Annotated in this window: 18 protein-coding genes and 1 pseudogene; 10 read left to right on the top strand and 9 right to left on the bottom strand. The window is 60.8% G+C overall.

The window, feature by feature from the left end:
- Positions 1–129 precede the first annotated feature (129 nt).
- Entirely contained in the window at positions 130–537 is a 408-nt protein-coding gene (locus PXK07_RS15310) for a universal stress protein (RefSeq protein ID WP_274849216.1), read from the bottom strand.
- A gap of 69 nt (positions 538–606) precedes the next feature.
- On the bottom strand, positions 607–945 hold the full coding sequence (locus PXK07_RS15305) for an antibiotic biosynthesis monooxygenase family protein (RefSeq protein ID WP_274849215.1): 339 nt from the start codon (positions 943–945) through the stop codon (positions 607–609).
- 196 nt (positions 946–1,141) lie between these two features.
- Here PXK07_RS15305 and PXK07_RS15300 point away from each other — a divergent pair, with 196 nt between their 5' ends.
- Both PXK07_RS15300 and PXK07_RS15295 read left to right on the top strand, forming a co-directional pair.
- Positions 1,142–1,765, top strand: a complete 624-nt coding sequence (locus tag PXK07_RS15300) for a hypothetical protein (protein ID WP_274849213.1) — start codon at positions 1,142–1,144, stop codon at positions 1,763–1,765.
- A gap of 25 nt (positions 1,766–1,790) precedes the next feature.
- Positions 1,791–2,276 (top strand): HugZ family pyridoxamine 5'-phosphate oxidase, encoded by a 486-nt coding sequence (locus tag PXK07_RS15295; RefSeq protein ID WP_274849212.1) that lies wholly within the window; start codon positions 1,791–1,793, stop codon positions 2,274–2,276.
- A gap of 17 nt (positions 2,277–2,293) precedes the next feature.
- Here PXK07_RS15295 and PXK07_RS15290 read toward each other — a convergent pair whose 3' ends face one another.
- Together PXK07_RS15290 and PXK07_RS15285 are read right to left on the bottom strand one after the other, a co-directional pair.
- Positions 2,294–4,579: a glycosyl hydrolase family 28-related protein gene (locus PXK07_RS15290; protein ID WP_274849211.1), complete on the bottom strand. Its 2,286-nt coding sequence runs from the start codon at positions 4,577–4,579 to the stop codon at positions 2,294–2,296.
- 197 nt (positions 4,580–4,776) lie between these two features.
- On the bottom strand, positions 4,777–6,357 hold the full coding sequence (locus PXK07_RS15285) for a lysine--tRNA ligase (protein WP_274849210.1): 1,581 nt from the start codon (positions 6,355–6,357) through the stop codon (positions 4,777–4,779).
- 198 nt (positions 6,358–6,555) lie between these two features.
- Here PXK07_RS15285 and PXK07_RS15280 point away from each other — a divergent pair, with 198 nt between their 5' ends.
- Together PXK07_RS15280 and PXK07_RS15275 are read left to right on the top strand one after the other, a co-directional pair.
- Positions 6,556–7,260, top strand: a complete 705-nt coding sequence (locus tag PXK07_RS15280; RefSeq protein WP_274849209.1) for a hypothetical protein — start codon at positions 6,556–6,558, stop codon at positions 7,258–7,260.
- Between the two features lie 142 nt (positions 7,261–7,402).
- Positions 7,403–7,825 (top strand): tellurite resistance TerB family protein, encoded by a 423-nt coding sequence (locus PXK07_RS15275; RefSeq protein ID WP_274849208.1) that lies wholly within the window; start codon positions 7,403–7,405, stop codon positions 7,823–7,825.
- Between the two features lie 113 nt (positions 7,826–7,938).
- On the opposite strand, the gene PXK07_RS15270 is transcribed toward PXK07_RS15275, so the two are convergent.
- Positions 7,939–8,826, bottom strand: coding sequence for a calcium-binding protein (locus PXK07_RS15270; protein WP_274849207.1), 888 nt, complete (start codon positions 8,824–8,826; stop codon positions 7,939–7,941).
- A gap of 372 nt (positions 8,827–9,198) precedes the next feature.
- Positions 9,199–11,091: a propionate-CoA ligase PrpE gene (prpE, locus tag PXK07_RS15265; RefSeq protein WP_274849206.1), complete on the bottom strand. Its 1,893-nt coding sequence runs from the start codon at positions 11,089–11,091 to the stop codon at positions 9,199–9,201.
- Between the two features lie 362 nt (positions 11,092–11,453).
- Between prpE and PXK07_RS15260 the strand changes: the two genes are divergently transcribed.
- Positions 11,454–12,893 carry an amidase family protein gene (locus PXK07_RS15260; RefSeq protein ID WP_274849205.1) on the top strand — a complete coding sequence of 480 codons (1,440 nt, stop codon included), beginning with the start codon at positions 11,454–11,456 and terminating at the stop codon, positions 12,891–12,893.
- A 43-nt stretch (positions 12,894–12,936) separates the two neighbouring features.
- Here PXK07_RS15260 and PXK07_RS15255 read toward each other — a convergent pair whose 3' ends face one another.
- The gene (locus tag PXK07_RS15255; protein WP_274849204.1) at positions 12,937–13,692 is read right to left on the bottom strand and encodes an NAD kinase; all 756 of its coding nucleotides are present in this window, start codon (positions 13,690–13,692) and stop codon (positions 12,937–12,939) included.
- Between PXK07_RS15255 and PXK07_RS15250 the strand changes: the two genes are divergently transcribed.
- The 3 genes and pseudogenes from PXK07_RS15250 (at position 13,691) to PXK07_RS18610 (ending at position 16,256) form a co-directional block, all read left to right on the top strand.
- Positions 13,691–13,915 carry a hypothetical protein gene (locus PXK07_RS15250; RefSeq protein WP_274849203.1) on the top strand — a complete coding sequence of 75 codons (225 nt, stop codon included), beginning with the start codon at positions 13,691–13,693 and terminating at the stop codon, positions 13,913–13,915. The genes PXK07_RS15255 and PXK07_RS15250 overlap by 2 nt on opposite strands.
- Positions 13,912–15,207: a serine hydroxymethyltransferase gene (gene glyA, locus PXK07_RS15245; RefSeq protein ID WP_274849202.1), complete on the top strand. Its 1,296-nt coding sequence runs from the start codon at positions 13,912–13,914 to the stop codon at positions 15,205–15,207. The genes PXK07_RS15250 and glyA overlap by 4 nt, the downstream gene beginning before the upstream one ends.
- Positions 15,208–15,436: 229 nt before the next feature.
- Positions 15,437–16,256 (top strand): annotated as a pseudogene (locus PXK07_RS18610) (DUF817 domain-containing protein).
- Positions 16,257–16,268: 12 nt separating this feature from the next.
- On the opposite strand, the gene PXK07_RS15235 reads toward PXK07_RS18610, so the two are convergent.
- Complete coding sequence (locus PXK07_RS15235) at positions 16,269–16,634, bottom strand: hypothetical protein (protein WP_274849201.1); 366 nt, start codon at positions 16,632–16,634, stop codon at positions 16,269–16,271.
- A 125-nt stretch (positions 16,635–16,759) separates the two neighbouring features.
- Between PXK07_RS15235 and PXK07_RS15230 the strand changes: the two genes are divergently transcribed.
- Positions 16,760–17,518 (top strand): alpha/beta fold hydrolase, encoded by a 759-nt coding sequence (locus PXK07_RS15230; RefSeq protein WP_274849200.1) that lies wholly within the window; start codon positions 16,760–16,762, stop codon positions 17,516–17,518.
- Positions 17,519–17,577: 59 nt separating this feature from the next.
- Here PXK07_RS15230 and PXK07_RS15225 read toward each other — a convergent pair whose 3' ends face one another.
- Positions 17,578–17,970 carry a rhodanese-like domain-containing protein gene (locus tag PXK07_RS15225; protein ID WP_274849199.1) on the bottom strand — a complete coding sequence of 131 codons (393 nt, stop codon included), beginning with the start codon at positions 17,968–17,970 and terminating at the stop codon, positions 17,578–17,580.
- 361 nt (positions 17,971–18,331) lie between these two features.
- Here PXK07_RS15225 and PXK07_RS15220 point away from each other — a divergent pair, with 361 nt between their 5' ends.
- Entirely contained in the window at positions 18,332–19,543 is a 1,212-nt protein-coding gene (locus PXK07_RS15220) for a class I SAM-dependent methyltransferase (protein ID WP_274849198.1), read from the top strand.
- Positions 19,544–19,580 lie beyond the last annotated feature (37 nt).

The raw sequence follows: 19,580 nt of genomic DNA, 5'->3' as shown, positions 1-19,580 counted from the left end.
ACGCATCGATTTTGCATCGGCGCGCGGAACGCTCGAACAAAGCGTTCCACTGATCTTGAGGGGCGCGGCCTTGCAAGCCTGCGCTCTGCCTCCCAGTCTAATCCGCTACAGATCCTCTGCTGCCCCGCCTCAGCGCACCACGTGGACCGCGCATTTGGCATGGCGCACCACCTGTGCGGCAGTGGAGCCGAGCAGGAGATCTTGCATGCCCGGGCGGTGCGATGCCACGATGATCAGATCGGGGTTGTTCTGTTCAGCATAGTCGAGGATCGAGCGCCCCGAATGGCCTTCGATCACCAGCCCCTTGGCGTTGGGCAGCGTATCCGCCAGCGCCGCCAGCTCGTTTTCGATGGCCTGGCGCGCCTCCGCCATATAGTCGGCGGGCATGTAGGAGATCGCATAGGACGGAATCTGCTCCACCACATGCAACAGGGTGATATTGGCCTCGGGGGTTGCCAGAAGCTTGGCCAATTTCAAGGGCGCGGATACATCGCGATCGGGATCAAAGGAAATCGGAACGAGAATATTGTGGTACATGTTGGTCCTCCAGTCATTCGGGCTTGTCACCATCCTGCAAGGCAGCCGAGTGTTAAGCCTTGATCCATATCAGTTTTTTGAAGTCTCGTCATCAAAGGTCGCCGCGACCTCATACATCACCGGTTCGAAACTGCGGCACAAGGAGCTGATATGGCGGTTGCGCTCGCGCATTTCCGAGGTGCGCAGCATGTTCATGAAATCCTCCCGCTGGCGCCATTGGGAGTAGTTGGCAATCCGGGTCTGCGCATCGTTCACATGCAAGCCCGCCGCGATGAAACCCGGCTGCAGGGAGATGTAGTTCTTATAGGCGTCGGTCAGCGCATCCAGCAGATCCTGGCATGTTCCAGGTGTCGTCTCGAAGGTCGTGAGGACCGTCTGAACCGCGGCCCCTTTGGATATGGTGAGCATTTCTTCCTCCCTGACAGGTTTCACCCAGGATCAGTCTACGACGGTTTCCCGGAAAAATGCACGCCTATCCGTTGGGTTGCTTTTACGAGAGAAACACGCAAGGGTTGTGTGCAATTGTGTCAGTCGGCAAGGCCTGGGATTTTTGCGAGTGCGGTTCCCCTTCCTATTGCGTGCCCTGATCGCCACAGCATCCCCCATGGCTGTGCAGGCAGGTCCATGGATTCAGGACCACAAGGGCATCTTTACATCGGCCAGCGCCACCCTGCGCCAAACGGCGATGGGCGACTGGCGACATGAGCTGAACTACTATGGGGAATACGGCTGGTCCGATCACCTGACGCTCGGACTGGATCTCCACCAGAACCATCGGGATTCGGGCCATGCCATGCTGTTTGCGCGCCTCCCCCTGGGGCGGCGAAACGGCTCTTTTCCGGTTGCGGTGTCACTGTCTGTCGGCGGAGCCCATTGGCAGGGTCGATGGGATGGCATCTATCGGGTGACGCTGTCGGCAGGTCACGGGTTTCCGACCCGAACGGGCAGCGGCTGGGCGACGATTGATGCAACATACGAAAGGCGCGCAGCTGCACCTGATCCGCTGTGGAAACTGGATGCCACGCTGGGCTTTAACCGGCACGGCGCCCTGTCCCCCATGCTGCAGATCGAAACGTCCAAGAGCCCCGGCCAGGCGCTCTCCTATGCGATCATTCCCAGCCTGCGCTACCGGATTACCGCGCAAAAGGAGCTTGTTGTCGGATTGGAGCGCAAACAGGCCGCAAACCGCAGCCTTGGCCTGAGAATTGCCCTGTGGCATAGGTTCTGAAACACCAGACCGACAGAGTATTGCAATGACCAGCCCGATCCGCCCGACCGATGATGAGGCAAGGCATCTTGCCCGGACCCTGATGCGGGAGGCGCGTTTCGCAGCACTTGGGGTGATCGGCGATGACGGCTGCCCCTTGGTGACACGGGTTGCCTTTGGTCTAAGCCCCGAAGGGCAGCCGATCAGCCTGATTTCCACCCTATCCGCCCACACCCGCGCCTTGCAAGGAAACCCGGCCTGTTCGCTGATGGTGGGGGAGCCCGGCATCAAGGGCGATCCCCTGACCCACCCCCGGCTGAGCCTGCAGGGGCGCGTGCGCTTCATCCCGAACACAAGCGACGAGCACCAAGACCTCGCCGCCCATTATCTGCAGAGCCACCCCAAGGCAAAACTCTATATCGGATTTGCAGATTTCGCCTTTATCCGCCTTGATCTGGCCTCCGGTCATCTCAATGGCGGCTTCGGCAAAGCCTTTCACCTGACGCCTGAAGATCTCATGCATTGGCAGTAACGCCCCCTCCCTGCCGCCTATCGGTCGACGCGGACGATCACCTGCACCTCGCCGCGCACCGCCTCCTCCCAGTTGAGCCGGATCTGATCCCGATTGCCGCCCTGTTCGACCTGGACATAGGGCATCGCGTAGCGGCTGCTGCCGCCTCCCGTCCGGATCGGACCCAGCGCCGTCACTGCATCCACATTGCGGGCGCGCCCCTCAAACGGGAGCTGCAGGCCGGTATCCACCGTCCAGGTACTGGCAGCGCTGCCCTGCACATGTTCCACACGCAGGGGACTGGCCGCGCCATGGTCGATATTGTGGTATGTATTGCCCTCGAAGAACACCATGCGGGTCCGGCTGAAATCCAGGTCCGCGAAACTGGTATCGACCCGCTCGGCCCGGTCGATACTGCCATTGATCGAGCGGAACTTGTTGCCGGAGACGGTAATGCCGTTCAGATAGTGATCCGCGCCATAGGGCTTCACCACGATGTAGCTGAACCAGGGCGCGACATCGCCCGACAGAAACACATTGTCAGTGATCGACAGGGCGCTGAAGGAAAAGCCACCGGTATTGTCCGGTGTCGGGTCGTGTTCATTGGTCCATTCCACAAAACAGTTGTCGATGTAGTTATCCGACACGGTGGAGGCATTGTAGTTTTCCGTCAGCACCAGCCCGGCGGTGCGCACGCCGTTGGAGACCTCATCCCCCTGGAAGAAATGGTTTCCCGTCACCGTGTTGTTCCCACCGGCCAATAGGGCAAAGTGGCGGAACTTGGTGGCGCGGTTGTTGCGCAGCTTGGCGTCATTGGCATTGACGTTCAGGGCCACGCTGCTGCGGCTGGGGACATCGACGGCCTCTTCCGAGGATAGAAACTGGCAATGGTCCACCAGGATCCCCTGGCATCCGTTTCCGATCGAGGAAATGCCGCGATCCTTGGGGCGGGAGATGAAACAGTGATCCAGGCTAAACACCGTGCCCGCAGGGGCCAGCCGGATGGCGCTGCAATGGGAATTGCACTGCACCTCGACTTCGGTCATGCCGAATTTGCTGAGCTGGCTGAAGCCCGAGAAATCAAGCATATACTTGAAATCCCGGAAGGTGAAATTCTGCGTGCCGACCGCATCATAAAGCGGCTTGCTCAAGGTTAGCTCCCCTGCACCGGTGTTCTTCTCCCGCACGTAGACCTCGCGCCCCACACCGCTGCCTTCGACCAGCGCCCCCACCGGGATATTGGCCACATTGGCCACATTGGTCAGCGTTCGGGCATCACCGCTGCTGTAGGTTGCCTGCGAATTCACCACATCGGTATCCCAGGCCGATCCGCCAACGGCCGAAAGCTGGCCATTGCGGATCACCCGCCGTGTCGCGAAGGAGTTGCGATTGGGCACCGCCGCCTGCATGTCGATCGGTTCGGTGATGGAAACCATGCGCCCCCTTAGATCCAGGGATTCGTGATCGACATTGTTCAAAAGCGCCTGAAACGCCTTCTTGAACCCCAGTTCCTCGTCACCAAAGGCCGCCGCATAGGAGGGGAAATCGAAATTGCGCCGCAACAAGAGGATCGCCGCCGTCGGCATGGAGAGCGTGCCCTCAAAGACCACCTCGCTGTTCAAGGAGACCGTGCTGGCAATCCGGAAGTCCCCCGCAGGCACCAGAATGCGCCGCCCGTCTGCCGCGGCATCCGCGGCCTCAAAGGCATCGGTGTTGTCCTGCGAGCCATCCCCCACGGCGCCGAAATCCGTGACATCCACCAGGCTGATCATGTCGCGCAGAAAGGCGCTGGTGATATCGATGATCTCGATATCGTCGATCCGAACGATACCGCCATTCGGGCCGATCAGATCCAGCCCCAGATGACCGTATTCCGCCTGCAAGCCCCAGGGCATATCCACCCCCGACCGGCTGCCGGTGCCGACGATGGCGGTGACTTCCACCACCTGACCGTAAGAGCTGAGCGAGGTGCTGCTGCCCACCTCGACCACGCCGCTGACATGGCTGTTGCCGCCATCCCCGGCCCATCCGGCGATCCGCACGGTTGGCAGCGCGCCGCTGATCGCCTTGATCCGGGCCTTCACCTGCAAATAGCAGCCCGGCAGGATCGGCGTGTTCCCCATGTAGCGCAGTTTCTGCGTCGCCTCGACCTTCTGAAGTTCAAGGCAGCCGCCGAAATCCGCATCCGCCGCCACGAAGGCCGCGTTCACCGCCCCGTCATAGGTATCCGAGCCCGGCGTGCCGTCGCCGCTGGACCACTGATCCAGCCCCTCCACGAACGGCGGAGGCATCAGTTGCAGACCGTCGGTGATCACCTTGTTCATGGAAAACCCTTTCCTATGCCGCAGATGCGCACGGGGGCGCAGTTGGACAAAGGGTGTAGGGGATCCGGCTTAACCTCGTCTCAGACGGGCGTGCGCCGCTTCTGCACCCCCAAGGGCAGCGTGCAAACGAAAAGAGGCGCCCCATGGGCGCCTCTGTCGTCTTCTGTTCCGGGTCTGACTTCTGTGCCGGGTCTGACTTAGCCCAGCTCCCCGGCCAATGCCTTGTCAATCAGAGCAACGGTTTCATCGACACCGTAGAGTGCCACGAACCCGCCAAACCGCGGCCCCTGGCTGGCGCCGAGCAGCACCTCATAAAGCGCCTTGAACCAGTCGCGCATGTTCTCCTTGCCGAAATGTTCCCGGCCCACTTCGAAGACCACGCCCTGCAGGGCTTCGCCGGTGTTTTCCCCGTCAAAACCCGCCAGTTTGGAGCGGAAATCCTCGAGTGCGGCGCGCTCGGCATCGGAAGGAGCACGGAAGACTTTCTCCGGCTCGACGAAATCCTCGTAGTATTTCACCGCATAGCCCGCCGCCGCATCCAGATCGGGATGGGTTTCGGGCGTTGCCTCTGGCGCATAGCGGCGGATGAAGCCCCAAAGGGTTTCCTTGTCATGGGCCGAAGCCACCGAAGCCAGATTGAGCAGCATCGAGAAGGGCACCACCATCTTGGATTCCGGCACATCGCCGCCATGGATGTGCCAGACCGGGTTGTTCAGCTGCGCCTTCAGATCCTGCCCGTGGTAGGCGCGCAGCTGCTGGTGATATTCGTCCATCGCCTTGGGGATCACATCGAAATGCATCCGCTTGGCGGTCTTGGGCTTCTGGTACATGAAATAGGCGAGACTCTCGGTCGAGGCATAGGTCAGCCATTCATCGATCGACACGCCATTGCCCGAGGTTTTCGAGATCTTCTGGCCGTTCTCATCCAGGAACAGCTCATAGGTGAAATGCTCGGGCGCGCGCCAACCCAGGATCCGGCAGATACCGTCATAGATCGGCGTGTTGGTGCTATGGTCCTTGCCATACATTTCAAAATCGACCTCCAGCGCCGCCCAGCGCGCGCCAAAGTCCGGTTTCCACTGCAGCTTCACATTGCCGCCGGTGACCGGCAGGGTCCATTCCTTGCCGTCCTCGTCATCAAAGGTGATGGTGTGGTTCTCCGCATCCACCTTCTTCATCGGCACGTAAAGAACCCGCCCCGTTTCCGGGTGGATCGGCAGGAAGATCGAATAGGTCTGGCGCCGTTCCTCGCGCAGGGACTTCAGCATGACCTCCATGATCGCGTCGTATTTCTCGCAAGCGCGCTTCAGGATCTCGTCGAACTGGCCAGTGCCGTAGAATTCGGTGGCCGAATAGAAATCGTATTCAAAGCCGAATGTATCAAGGAACCGGCGCAGCATGGCGTTGTTGTGATCGCCAAAGCTGTCGTGGGTCCCAAAGGGATCCGGCACCGAGGTCAGCGGCTTTTGCAGATGATCCTTCAGGCTGTCGGCATTGGGCACGTTGCCGGGGATCTTGCGCATCCCGTCCAGGTCATCCGAGAAGCAGATCAACCGCGTCGGGATGTCCGAGATCACCTCGAAGGCGCGTTTGATCATGGTGGTGCGGGCGACTTCGCCAAAGGTGCCGATATGAGGCAGGCCTGACGGGCCATAGCCGGTTTCAAACAGCACATAGCCCTTTTCCGGCGCGCCCTTGGCGTAACGTTTGAGAATGCGACGTGCTTCTTCAAACGGCCAGGCTTTGCTCGTCAGAGCGGTTTCGCGCAGTTCAGACATGCTGTTCTCCATCGGAGTAATGTATCGATAACATCAGGCTTTCAGGCGTCCCGACCCGTTCCTCTAAGGCGCCTCAACAAGAGAAGTCAACACGAGCGCCCAAACTGACCGCACCAAATGGCGTTGCACCGTGCGCAATCAACTTAAACGTGATACACTTACCCCATTCGCCCCCATAATTGCTGTGAGAATTGATCCATGTCCCCCATTAAGATGTTCACCTATGGCGCGGTTGGCGGCTGTTGCCCGACCGTCGCCAAACTAGCCGCAACTTATACCACACATCCAGAAACCTCTCCTCCGGCCGTCGGCCTCTACTTTGGATTGGCCCTATTTGCGATACTGGGCGGCATTATCGCACGAGGGTTTTCTACCCCAGAGGTCAAGGCCGCACTGGTTGCCGGTATTGCTGCACCTGCGATCGTGACGAATGCATTGACCGGGGCGACGGATCCGGACAGCCATTCGTCAAGTTTGGTAACCGCATCCATTGAAAGCCAAGATATCCGTGGTTCTTCATGGATAGCGGCTGCTCATGCACAAACTCCTGCCCCATCTCCCATGGACCCGACCACAGTTCTGGGCGCAGAAACAACCGTGGAGGTAACGCCTGTCGTCAGGGGTGGTCAACCAAATCAATCGGGCCTGCCCTTCAGTTGGCACACAGAGAACGACCAGGAAATCCACGGTCAGATTTCCCTTCAAGCACCGCAACAGCTGGCGATCCCACCGGGAGCCAATTCTCTGTCCATCCTTGGTGCAGAGATGACAATCGAACAATTGCAACAGCAGCAAAACCGATTGGATATAGAAATCACAACCTCACCGACCTTGGGAGGTGATCTTTTGTGGGCCTTGGGCGGAAAACGCAGTTATCAGATCGAACAAGTGGATATCAAGTAGGCGCGCCAACCTTCCAAGCAGCCTATGTCGGCAAGACAGGCTTGACCGGGAGTGGATTCCGTATGCGACGTGAACTTGCACCCCTTTGATATCGCAACTATGTTCGATTCTGCTGCACCTTCCGCAGCTCTGAGGTACAGAAATGACAGAGCAGACGCCCCATCCGATGACCCCCCAGGATTGCCTTGTGGCGCTGATGGTGGCGATTTCGGCCTCGGACGAAAACATCCGCACGGCGGAACTGGTGAAGATCCAGTCGGCGGTCAACATGCTGCCGGTCTTTGCCGATTATGACATCGACCGGATCAACACCGTCTCGCAGACCGTCTTTGACCTGTTCGAACAGGAAGACGGGCTGGACGCGCTCTTTGGCCTCATTCGCGACAACCTGCCCGAGCGGCTGTTCGAAACCGCCTATGCGCTGGCCTGTGACGTGGCGGCCGCAGATGGCACCCTCGCGGAATCGGAGCTGCGTCTGCTGGAGGAAATGCGGTACGAGCTGAATATCGACCGCCTGCATGCCGCCGCCATCGAACGCGGCGCCCGCGCCCGGCACATGGTCTGAACCAAATGAGCTGCGGGGGCGCGGGACACTGCGCCCTGCCCACCCCTGCATCGCAAAACAGTCACGGCCTTGTCCTGCCGCCTTGCACCATCGCAGCCCGGCAGGATCGCCCCTTACAACAGTGTGTAATCCGTCAGACCAAAGTCTTCGATATCGCCATAGGTGGCAAGCAGCACGCTGTTGCGCCCCCATTCCACCAGATAGCCACGGTCAAAGTACTCCCCCTGCCAGGGCCCTGAGGAGAACTCACCTTCCTGATTGATGAAGGTGACGGTGATCTCCCGGTTGGTGCGAATGATCAGATCAGCGCCGTCATTGTCGGTGTCATGCACCCAATCGTGCCCCGATCTGTTGTTGAAAATAAAGGTATCGCGGCCAACGGAATCATACATGCGATCATTGCCGCGTCCCCCGATGACACGGTCATTGCCGGCGCCGGCCTCGATGTAGTCATCCCCGCCCCCACCAAAGATGGTGTCGGCATGCCCGTCCCAATATCCGACGTCACCGTAGATTTCATCATCGCCGCCGCCGCCCTTCAGGGTGTCGCGACCAAGCCCGCCCCGAATGAAGTCATTCCCCGCCCCGCCGTTCACGAAGTCATTTCCATCAACGGATAGGATCCGGTCATTGCCGGCGCCGCCGATCACCCGATCCGCGCCATTCATGTCAAAGGCGGTGCCATAGCCAAAAAACATCTCGGCCGGATCAACGATATCGACCGAGGGCACCCCTATATAGTTCCAGCCATCACCGTACAGGAGTTCCTCCACGGTGCCATCAAAGCCACCGTTGTCTTCGAATTCCATCGCCTCGGAAAGATCGGTCGCATCGATCCGCAATCTGGAGATGGTGAAGATTCTGGCGATCCCCCCGCTATCGGTGATTTGTTCCACCTTGATGCTGCGGATCTGCCCCCCGGTCAGCTCATCGCCCTGATAGGTGAAGTTCACACCAGAGACCGTCATCCGCAGCTCAAGCGGATAGCCCGCAAATCCCATTTGCCCTTCCAGCAAAAAGGAGCGGCTTGTCTCTGAGGAGAGAAGGAAATCGTCATTCCCAACTATTCCGTTGAAAATGTTGAAAATGTTATGCGGCTGAGCAAAACCCATCTGGTCTGCACTCGCCCCCCAGGACACCTTTGGACGCATGGTCTTTCCCCCGACTTGGCACGAATAGGGTGAATTCAATACATCTTTACAGCTATCATATCGGTGCTGTCCCTCCAAGGGTTCCCGCCACCAATGGCGTGAAAGCGCGGACCATGTCCCCACGCGCAACTGTTGCGATCACTGCGCCCGAAATCCTTGTCGCAAAAGTGGAAAACGCGCCGCAATGCGACGCGTTTTCTCTGAGTTCTCTGAACAGAAACCTCAGCTTTTGGCGTAGCCGATGCTTTGCAGGGCGTCCTTGATCTCGTCCAGGATAGCTGGGTCATCGATGGTCGCGGGCATCTTGAACGGAGTACCGTCAGCGATATTGACCATGGTGCCGCGCAGGATCTTGCCCGAGCGCGTCTTGGGCAGGCGATCCACCACCAAGGCCAGCTTGAAGGCCGCCACCGGGCCGATCTTTTCACGCACCAGCTTGACCACTTCCGCCACGATCTCTTCGCCCGGACGGTTGGTCCCCGCATTCAGGCAAAGGAAACCGACCGGAAGCTGCCCCTTGAGCTGGTCGCTTACACCGATCACCGCACATTCGGCCACATCGGGGTGCGATGCCAGCACTTCCTCCATACCGCCCGTCGACAATCGGTGACCGGCCACGTTTATCACATCGTCGGTGCGCGCCATGATATAGAGGTAGCCGTCCTCGTCCTTCATCCCCGCATCGCCGGTTTCATAATAGCCCGGAAAGGTGGTCAGGTAGCTTTTCTTGAACCGTTCCTCGGCGTTCCAGAGGTTCGGCAGGGTACCCGGCGGCAGCGGCAATTTCACCGCGATGGCGCCCAGCTCACCAGCAGGCATCGGGTTGCCGCCCTCATCCAGGATATCGACTTCGTAGCCCGGCATCGGCACGGCAGGCGAGCCAAGCTTCGTGGGCAGTTCCTCGATCCCCAGCGGGTTGGCGGCGATGGACCAGCCGGTCTCGGTCTGCCACCAGTGGTCCACGACCGGCACCTTCAGCTGATCCTGAGCCCAGGTGATGGTGTCGGGATCGGCGCGTTCCCCGGCCAGATAGACCTGCTTCAGGCAGGAGAGATCATATTTACCGACAAACTCGCCCTTGGGATCTTCGCGCTTCACGGCGCGAAAGGCGGTCGGCGCGGTGAAGAAGCTCTTGACCTTATGTTCGGAGATCACCCGCCAGAAGGTGCCCGCATCGGGCGTGCCGACAGGTTTGCCTTCGAACACGATGGTGGTGTTGCCATGGATCAGCGGCCCATAGCAGATATAGCTGTGCCCCACCACCCAGCCCACATCGGAGGCTGCCCAGAACACGTCGCCCGGATCGACATTGTAGATGTTCTTCATCGACCAGTTGAGCGCCACCAGCTGACCCGCGGTGTGACGGATCACCCCCTTAGGCTGCCCCGTGGTGCCGGAGGTATAGAGGATATAGGCCGGGTGGTTGCCCTCGACCGGTACGCATTCGGCAGGCTCAACCCCGTACTGGAAGCCGTGCCAGTTGACATCGCGCCCTTCGATCAGCTCGGCAACCTCTTGTTCGCGCTGGAAGATCACGCAGAAGTCGGGCTTGTGCGCGGCCAGATCGATGGCACCATCCAACAGCGGCTTGTAATGAACGACCCGGCCCGGCTCCAGCCCGCAGGAGGCGGCGATGATCGCCTTGGGCTTGGCATCGTCAATGCGCACGGCCAGTTCATTGGCGGCAAATCCGCCGAAGACCACCGAATGCACCGCGCCCAGACGCGCACAGGCCAGCATCGCCTCCAGCGCCTCGGGGATCATCGGCATGTAGATGATGACGCGATCGCCCTTCTCGACGCCCTTGGCCCGCAAGGCCCCGGCCAGGGTCGCAACCCGGTTGCGCAGCTCCACATAGGAGATCTCGCGTTTGGTGTGGGTGATGGGGCTGTCGTAGATGATCGCGGTCTGCTCACCACGGCCGTTTTCCACGTGGCGATCTACCGCGTTGTAGCAGGTGTTGACCTTGGCATCGGCAAACCATTCGTACAGCCCATCGCCGAGGTCGCTCAGCGCCTTGGTCGGGGCCTGATCCCAGGTGATCGCCTTGGCGGCCTCCATCCAGAAAGCTTCGGGGTCCGATTTCCAGCGGGCATATACGTCCTGATACGACATGGCATCCTCCTCACTACCTTGGTGAAGAAGAGTTACGCTCATCCGGGCCACCCGGGCAAGCCGCCAGGTTGGCGCTGCGTCATCCAGCGGCAAGAATTTGCAATCTCGTGGCGGTGCACCTTGCAAATTTTTGCAAACCGGCAATTCCGCAAGGATTTCCGGCAATATTTGGTGCCCCCTGCAAATCTGCAAACTCAGGTTGGCTAAGATCGCAGGCCGCCTGTCGAATCACGCCGTCAGAAGAATGACCCGCGCAGCATCGCCCATGCCCCAAGCAGAGCCCCTTTTACGCTGGGACCGCTTGCATGCTTTCTCTTGCAACCGGCAGCTTGACCTCTAACCTGCCAGCCAGGAGATTTGACATGACCAGACACGATATATGGCGCCTCAGCGCCACCGAATTGACCGCCCTGACCAGAACCGGTGAGATTTCCGCCGAGGCTGCGGTACAGTCGTCACTCGACCGCATGAAGGCGAGCAACCCAAGCCTCAATGCCGTGGTGGAGGATCTGAGCAGCGAAGCCCTGGAACGCGCGCGCGGATTGGACAAGGCCCGTGCCGCAGGCGCCGCCCCCGGCCCGCTGCAGGGCGTGCCCGTGACCATCAAGGTCAACGTCGATCAGACCGGCCATGCGACCACCAATGGCGTCACCGCACTGAAGGACCTGATCGCCCCGGCCGACGCCCCGGTTGTGGAGAACCTGCACAAGGCCGGCGCCGTGGTGATCGGGCGCACCAATACGCCGGAGTTCTCCTTCCGGGCCGATACCGACAACCCCTTGCACGGGCGCACCCATAATCCATGGGGCAAACATATCTCCCCGGGCGGATCCTCGGGTGGTGCTGGGGCCGCGGTGATGGCCGGGATCGGCGCCTTGGGCCATGGCAACGACATCGGCGGCTCCCTGCGCTTTCCGGCGGCGGCCAATGGCGCTGTGACCGTGAAGCCGGGCCTGGGCCGCGTCCCTGCCTGGAACCCCAGCCAGAAGGCCGAGCGCGGCATGCTGGCGCAATCGATGTCGGTGCAGGGGCTGATCACCCGCTCTGCCGCCGATCTGCATCTGGCGATGCCTGCGATGATTGCCCCCGATCCGCGCGATCCCTTCCATGTGCCCCTGCCCTGGCGTGGCGAGGATCTGGAGGAGCCGATCAAGGTGGCCTTTACCCGCAACACCCACGGATATGACCTCCACCCCGAGGTCGAGGCCGCCCTTCTGACCGCTCGCGATGCGCTGAGCGACGCGGGATATGTGGTCGAAGAGGTGGAGCCGCCCAATGTCTTTGACGCGGGCCGCACCGGTTACCGCGCCCTGATGGGCGAGGTCTACGCGATGATGAAACAGGATGTGGATGCAGCCGGGTCACAAACCGTGCGCGACATCTTCGAGGTCTACTTCCAGGAGTTCCCCCCCTTCGCGGGCACCGAGCTGTTGCAGATGATGGCCAAGCGCAGCCACTACGCGCGGGAATGGTCGCTGTTCCTGGAAGACTACCCGCTGGTGCTGACGCCCTTCCTGCCGCAACCCTTCTTCAAGCCCGACCGCGACACCGAAGGCGCCGAGGGGGTGCACGAGGTCCTGGGCTGCGCGGTCTATTCCTACGCAATGAACTTCATCGGCCTTCCAGCAGCCTGCGTGCCGTCGCACCTTGCCCAGCTGGAGAAGGGACCGCAGCCGATCAACGTGCAGATCGTCTCCCGCCGCTGGCGCGAGGATCTGGCGGTGGACGCCGCGGCCGCGATCGAAACCCGCGTGGGCCCGATGCACCAGGCCCTGTGGGAGTTGATGGAGGCGAGAGACTAAGCCCAGCCCGGCAAAGGGGGGGCAGACCTGCCCCCTTTCCTGATCAGGTGAACTGCTCCGAGATCAGCCGTTCCTCCAGCCCGTGGCCGGGATCGAACAGGATCTTGTGACGGATGCGCGTGTCGGTCTGGATCTCGACCCAATCGATATCCTGGAACGATATGGAATCGGCTTCGGCCATCACCGGGCGCTTGTCCGCTTCCAGCACGTCAAAGCGAACCGTCGCATTGCTGGGCAAAAGGGCGCCACGCCAACGGCGCGGTCGAAAGGCGGCCACTGCCGTCAGCGCCAGAACGTCGGCACCGATGGGCAGGATCGGCCCGTGGGCGGAATAGTTGTAGGCCGTCGAACCGGCAGGTGTTGAGACCAGCGCACCATCACAGACCAGCTCGGCCAGCCGTTGGCGCCCATCCACGGAGATCTTCAGCCGCGCCGCCTGTGGTCCTGCCCGCAAGAGGGAGACCTCGTTGATGGCCAGCGCCTTGTGGATCTTGCCGCTGTGGTCCATCGCCGTCATAGACAGGGGGTTGATGATCTCCTGCTCGGCCTCGCGCAGCCGCGCGATCAGCCCGTCTTCCTGGTATTCGTTCATCAGAAAGCCCACCGTGCCACGGTTCATGCCGTAGACCGGCGCGCTCAGGTCGATGGTGTCATGCAGGGTGTGCAGCATGAAGCCATCGCCACCGAGAGCGACGATCACCTCTGCCTGCTCGGGCGTGCAGTTGCCGTAGCGGTCTGTCAGGGCCTTCAGCGCGCGCTGTGCAACCTCTGCCGTGCTGGCCAGAAAGGCGATTCTCATGACGCTGTTCTCATTCGGCTCACTTCGCGCATTTGTCCCGTTCAATGCCAGCCCCCCTGTTTCCGGTGCTGCGCATTCGGTTCCGAAACAAGCACAGCTTTCCCTCAAACACCAGAGTGGCCGTTCTGCCGCAGCTATTCGTCGCTTTACGGGCTTTCAGATCCGCAACGTTTCCTATAGGAAATCGCGCAATCCAACCTCCAACCCGACGGAGCCAGCATGACCGAGACCACCCGTGACCCCGGTTTTTTCACCCAGTCCCTTGCCGAGCGCGATCCCGAACTGTTTGGATCCATCACCGACGAGCTGGGCCGCCAGCGCGATGAGATCGAGCTGATCGCATCGGAGAACATCGTTTCCGCCGCCGTGATGGAAGCCCAGGGCTCCGTACTGACCAACAAATATGCCGAAGGCTACCCCGGCCGCCGCTACTATGGTGGCTGCCAATATGTGGACGTGGCCGAGAACCTGGCGATCGAGCGCGCCAAGGAACTGTTCGGCTGCGGCTTTGCCAATGTGCAGCCGAACTCCGGCAGCCAGGCCAACCAGGGCGTCTTCCAGGCGCTGATCAAGCCGGGCGACACCATCCTCGGCATGGATCTGGCCTCGGGCGGTCACCTGACCCATGGCGCCGCCCCCAACCAATCGGGCAAGTGGTTCAATGCCGTGCATTATGGCGTGCGCCGCGACGACAACCTGATCGACTACGATCAGGTCGAGGCCCTGGCGCTGGAACACCAGCCCAAGCTGATCATCGCCGGCGGTTCTGCCATCCCGCGCGTCATCGATTTTGCCCGCTTCCGCTCGATCGCCGACAAGGTTGGCGCCTACCTGCACGTGGATATGGCGCATTTCGCCGGTCTGGTTGCGGCCGGTGAGCACCCCTCGCCCTTCCCGCATGCCCATGTGGTGACCACCACCACCCACAAGACCCTACGTGGCCCGCGCGGCGGCATGATCCTGACCAACGATGCCGATATCGCCAAGAAGGTGAATTCGGCCATCTTCCCCGGCATCCAGGGCGGCCCGCTGATGCATGTGATCGCGGCCAAGGCGGTGGCCTTTGGCGAGGCGCTGCGCCCCGAGTTCAAAACCTACCAGAAACAGGTCCGCGCCAATGCGGTGGCCCTGGCCGATCAGCTGATCAAGGGCGGTCTGGACATCGTGACCGGCGGCACCGACACCCATGTGATGCTGGTGGACCTGCGCCCCAAGGGCGTCACTGGCAATATCGTGGACAAGGCTCTGGGCCGCGCCCATATCACCACCAACAAGAACGGCATCCCGTTTGACCCGGAAAAGCCGATGGTGACCTCGGGCATCCGCCTTGGCACCCCGGCCGGCACCACCCGCGGCTTTGGAGAGGAGGAATTCCGCCACATCGCCGATCTGATCGTCGAGGTGATCGACGGTCTGGCCGCCAATGGTGAAGACGGCAATGGCGCCGTCGAGGAAGCCGTGCGCGGCAAGGTGGCAGCGCTCTGCGCTCGCTTCCCGCTCTATCCGAACCTCTGATCGGCGCGCATTCAGCCAGATCTCAGGGCCCAGCCGGTTTCCGTGCTGGGCCTTTTCTTTACGACCCATCTTTTTCTGACATCATTTCTGACAGATAGCGCCAGGATCAGGACCCGGCCGGGCACCTTGGCCAATCCGAAAATCAGTTTTTATTGAGGCCTTTTACATGTCCGGTTTACCCAGTTCCTCCAATCGTACCCGCCGCCTGGAACGTCGCCTTGGCGATGCGATGAGGGCGCGTTTGCCCTTTGCCCTGGCTGAGTTCGTCATGTTCGGCCTCAAGCAGGCCTGGGCCGCCATTTTCGGAGCCTTGCTGCTGATTGGCATGCTGGTCACGGATCACATCTGGCAAGCGGATTGGGCCCTGGCGCGCTACGACGCGCTTCTGCTTTATGCCCTTGCACTGCAAGTGCTGCTGTTCCTGAGCGGCATGGAAAGCTGGCGTGAAGTGCGCGTTATCTTCCTGTTCCACCTGACCGGCACGGCCATGGAAATCTTCAAGATCCAGATGGGCAGTTGGAGCTACCCGGGCGACGGCATCTTCAAACTATGGCACGTACCGCTGTTTTCCGGCTTCATGTATGCGTCGGTCGGCTCCTACATGGCCCGTGTCATCCGGCTGTTCGACATGCGGTTCACCCCCTACCCGCCGTATTGGCTGACCCTGGTTCTGGCGGGGGGCAATCTATGGTAATTTCTTCTCTCACCATTTCATCCCCGACATCCGGATCGGGCTCTTTGCGGCGACGGTCATCCTGTTCTGGCGCACGCGCATCTGGTTTACGATCGGGCACAACCGCTACTGGATGCCGTTGCCGCTGGCCGCCTTTCTGTCCAGCTTCTTTCTGTGGCTGGCCGAGAATATCGGCACGGGGACACGGACCTGGCTCTATCACGGGCAGGCCGTCACGGATTGGGTCAGCCTTGCCAAGATGGGCTCCTGGTACTTGCTGCTCTACGTGAGCTTTGCCACGGTGACCCTTGTTTTCCGAGAAGCCTTGGGGGCAGCCCCCGCGCAGGCGCCAGCCCCATCAGCTGCGCAGGATTGAGGATGCCTGCGCCTAGACGAACCCGCGCCAGCGCAGGACCAGGATAAACAGCGCAACAACGACCAATAGCGAGAACGCCATGCTCCCCAGCAGGCCAAGCAGGCGATCCTTGCGCCGCTCTGCCAGGTCGATGGTTTTCAGATGGGCGGACACCTCGCGCGCGGCCCCTTTCAGGGCCTCTTCATCCAGTGTCAGCCGCAGCTTTGGATGCTGCAGCAGCGGCAGGGCCGTAGCCAGCTTTTGCCCCTGCGCGAAGATCCTGCGCGGCAGGCGGCGGCGCGCCTTTCGCAGTGCCGTGAACAGGTCGCCCGAGGCCTGCTCCTTTTCGACCAGGAGGGCGCGGATCTCTTCTATGTCATCGATGAGCGTCTGGGACACGGTCAGGGAGTCCGATCTGATTTGGGCCGTCGCATGCGGCGCAGACTAACCTTTCCGCCCCTGCATCTCAATGGGATCTCAATGGGACTGGCAAATTCCGCAGCGCCGCTTTAACACCTAGTTCCATGCTGAATACGATCCTGCACGGTGCCCCGACCGACAAGCCGCCCCTTCTGATTGCCCATGGGCTATATGGCTCTGCCCGCAACTGGGGGGTCATTGCAAAACGCCTGTCTGACGAACGCCAGGTGATTGCGGTGGACATGCGCAACCACGGCACCAGCCCCTGGGGGGACAGCCACAGCTATCCGGAAATGGCGGATGACCTGGCCGAGGTCATCGCGGCCCATGGCGGGCAGATGGATGTGCTTGGCCATTCCATGGGCGGCAAGACCGCGATGATGCTGGCGCTGCGACACGGGGCTGCGGTGCGGCGCCTTCTGGTGGCCGACATCGCCCCGGTCAGCTATGGCCACAGCCAGATCCAATACATCGAGGCCATGCGTAAGGTCGACCTGAGCAAGGTGACGCGCCGATCCGACGCCCAGGCGCAATTGGCGGCTCTCGGGGTGGACCCACAGCTGCAGAGCTTCTTCACGCAGTCGCTTGACCTGCAGGAGAAACGCTGGCTGTTGAACCTCGACACCCTTGCCCGTGAGATGCCGAAGATCCTGTCCTTCCCGAAGACTGACGCCCAGTGGGACGGCGTCGCCCTGTTCCTGTCCGGCGCCAATTCCGACTACGTGCGCCCTGAGCATCGCCCAGAGATCCTGGCGCGTTTTCCGGGCGCACGCTTTGCCAAGATCCCGAATGCCGGACATTGGCTTCACGCCGAAAACCCGCGCGCCTTCGAAGCCACCGCGCGGGCCTTTTTCAACGGCTGACCTGCAGGATCCGCCGGACCTCCAGCGGGACTTGCAGATCCAGCGGCCTGCAGCGCCCGTCACATGCCGCGGTCCACCGGTTCCTCGATGGCCGCGCCTGCAGCCGCCCAATCGGCCAGACCGCCGGTGTTGTAGACCGCCTGATAGCCCATGTCCTTCAGCAACTTACTGGCCAGGGCGGCACGACCACCGCTGGCGCAATGCAGCAGGATCACCCGGTCCATTTTCATTTCACCGTCGTGAAAGGGGCTGGCCGGGTCGGCCCGAAATTCCAACATGCCGCGGGGGATATGATGCGATCCCATGACACGCCCGTTAGCGGACAGCTCCGGCGCATCGCGAATGTCCAGGAGCAAAGCTCCCTCCTCGCGCAGCTTCTGTGCTTGGTCGACCGAAATCCGCTCCACCACGGCATTTGCGTCTTCCATCATCTGTTGCAGGGTCAGGGGCATTTGGAGATCCTCTTTTCTTTCATCCCGCTCCAAAAAGGCGCGGCTCATTCAACCCGCCAAAGGGCACAACAGCAAACCATCTGCGGCCAGGCGACCAGATCACCTAAACCTGCAGCCCCAAAAACAGCAACCCCGCGCAGCCCAAACATCACTTCGACGTGATCCTGCAGTTCGATCAAAAAGGCGCACACGGGAAATTACTCACATACCCCTGAGAAATAGGCCCTTTCAAAACACCCACGACAAAACGGCATTGAAAATCGCCCAAATGACATCCGTCCCGAGTTAACCCGATTGTCACCAATTTTATAAAAATTGCCGACTGAGACAACACGCCAACCTCAAACCTACAGGGCATTTCATGAACGATTGGACCTCCGGCTACGTGGCCGAACTCGACTACACCCACGATTTCTACCGCGAGCTTGCTCCATCTCATCTTGCCTTTTGCGCAACGTCCCAAGGACAGAAACACGGGCTCAACCAGCCGTCGCTGAACTACTGTGAACTTGGATGCGGTCAGGGGTTTTCGGCCAACCTGCTGGCAGCGGCCAACCCCCATATCGAGGTCCACGCGATGGACTTCAATCCGGCCCATATCCATGGCGCCCGCGAGTTGGCGGAACTGGCGCAGTCCCCCAACATGCATTTTTACGAGAATTCCTTCGAGGACTTCGCGACCGCGCCCGGCCTGCCGGAAACCTTTGACGTGATCGCCCTGCACGGGGTCTACAGCTGGGTCTCACGAGAAAATCAGAACTATATCCTCGATTTCCTGGCCAAGCGACTGAAGCCGGGCGGCCTGGTCTATGTCAGCTACAACACCATGCCCGGCTGGGCCGCAGCCCTGCCCTTGCGCCGCATTCTGACCGATCAGGTCTCCCAGGGCGAAGGCCCGCTGGCCCCTCGGATCCAGGACGCCCTTGACCATGTGACAGAGCTGCAGACCATCGGCACCGGGTATTTTAACTCGAACCCGTCGTTGGACGCATGGCTTTCCAAAGTCAAAACCATGTCGCCGAACTATCTGGCCCATGAGTACCTCAACAAGGACTGGACCCCATTCCATTTCGCCGACCTCGCCGAGGACATGTCGCATGCAAAGCTGTCCTTTCTGGCCTCGGCGGATCCGTCGGACCATGTCGAAGATCTGCTGTTCACACCGGAGCAGATCGCCGTACTGCAGGCCGAGGCCAATCCGGTGCGACGCCAAGCCCTGCGGGACGTGATCCTGAATGAACAGTTTCGCACCGATATCTTTGTCAAGGGCAGGTTGCGCCATAGCGAACGCGGCACGATCGGCGCCTGGTTCGAAACGCCGCTCGCACTCACCCGCCGCTATGCTGGCGGAAGCATTAAATTGACCTGTCGAAACCGTGAAATTCCTTTGGAGCAAACACAGTATGAGCCGATCCTCAACGCGCTGAAGGACGGCCCCCAAACCGTGCGCGCCCTGCTCGATCGCGGTGTTTTTGGCACTGGCACATGGGCGGACATCTCCCGCACCCTGACCATTCTCGTCGGCACCGGTCACCTAGGGTCAGGACCCATTGATTTCCGTCCAGCGGCGTGATTCACGGTTCGAAAATCGAGCGGTAACATGTCTGATC

Source organism: Phaeobacter sp. QD34_24, from assembly GCF_028890115.1.
Lineage (GTDB): Bacteria > Pseudomonadota > Alphaproteobacteria > Rhodobacterales > Rhodobacteraceae > Phycobacter.
This window is presented reverse-complemented; position numbering and strand designations above follow the sequence as displayed.

Excerpts from the sequence above, each read along its gene's own strand:
- PXK07_RS15255 (WP_274849204.1), bottom strand. The coding sequence starts at position 13,692 with ATGAGAATCGCCTTTCTGGCCAGCACGGCAGAGGTTGCACAGCGCGCG.
- PXK07_RS15300 (WP_274849213.1), top strand. The coding sequence starts at position 1,142 with ATGGCTGTGCAGGCAGGTCCATGGATTCAGGACCACAAGGGCATCTTT.
- PXK07_RS15280 (WP_274849209.1), top strand. The coding sequence starts at position 6,556 with ATGTCCCCCATTAAGATGTTCACCTATGGCGCGGTTGGCGGCTGTTGC.
- PXK07_RS15305 (WP_274849215.1), bottom strand. The coding sequence starts at position 945 with ATGCTCACCATATCCAAAGGGGCCGCGGTTCAGACGGTCCTCACGACC.
- PXK07_RS15260 (WP_274849205.1), top strand. The coding sequence starts at position 11,454 with ATGACCAGACACGATATATGGCGCCTCAGCGCCACCGAATTGACCGCC.
- PXK07_RS15220 (WP_274849198.1), top strand. The coding sequence starts at position 18,332 with ATGAACGATTGGACCTCCGGCTACGTGGCCGAACTCGACTACACCCAC.
- PXK07_RS15275 (WP_274849208.1), top strand. The coding sequence starts at position 7,403 with ATGACAGAGCAGACGCCCCATCCGATGACCCCCCAGGATTGCCTTGTG.
- prpE (WP_274849206.1), bottom strand. The coding sequence starts at position 11,091 with ATGTCGTATCAGGACGTATATGCCCGCTGGAAATCGGACCCCGAAGCT.
- PXK07_RS15250 (WP_274849203.1), top strand. The coding sequence starts at position 13,691 with ATGACGCTGTTCTCATTCGGCTCACTTCGCGCATTTGTCCCGTTCAAT.
- PXK07_RS15295 (WP_274849212.1), top strand. The coding sequence starts at position 1,791 with ATGACCAGCCCGATCCGCCCGACCGATGATGAGGCAAGGCATCTTGCC.
- PXK07_RS15230 (WP_274849200.1), top strand. The coding sequence starts at position 16,760 with ATGCTGAATACGATCCTGCACGGTGCCCCGACCGACAAGCCGCCCCTT.
- PXK07_RS15290 (WP_274849211.1), bottom strand. The coding sequence starts at position 4,579 with ATGAACAAGGTGATCACCGACGGTCTGCAACTGATGCCTCCGCCGTTC.
- glyA (WP_274849202.1), top strand. The coding sequence starts at position 13,912 with ATGACCGAGACCACCCGTGACCCCGGTTTTTTCACCCAGTCCCTTGCC.
- PXK07_RS15225 (WP_274849199.1), bottom strand. The coding sequence starts at position 17,970 with ATGCCCCTGACCCTGCAACAGATGATGGAAGACGCAAATGCCGTGGTG.
- PXK07_RS15285 (WP_274849210.1), bottom strand. The coding sequence starts at position 6,357 with ATGTCTGAACTGCGCGAAACCGCTCTGACGAGCAAAGCCTGGCCGTTT.
- PXK07_RS15310 (WP_274849216.1), bottom strand. The coding sequence starts at position 537 with ATGTACCACAATATTCTCGTTCCGATTTCCTTTGATCCCGATCGCGAT.
- PXK07_RS15270 (WP_274849207.1), bottom strand. The coding sequence starts at position 8,826 with ATGGGATTTGCGGGCTATCCGCTTGAGCTGCGGATGACGGTCTCTGGT.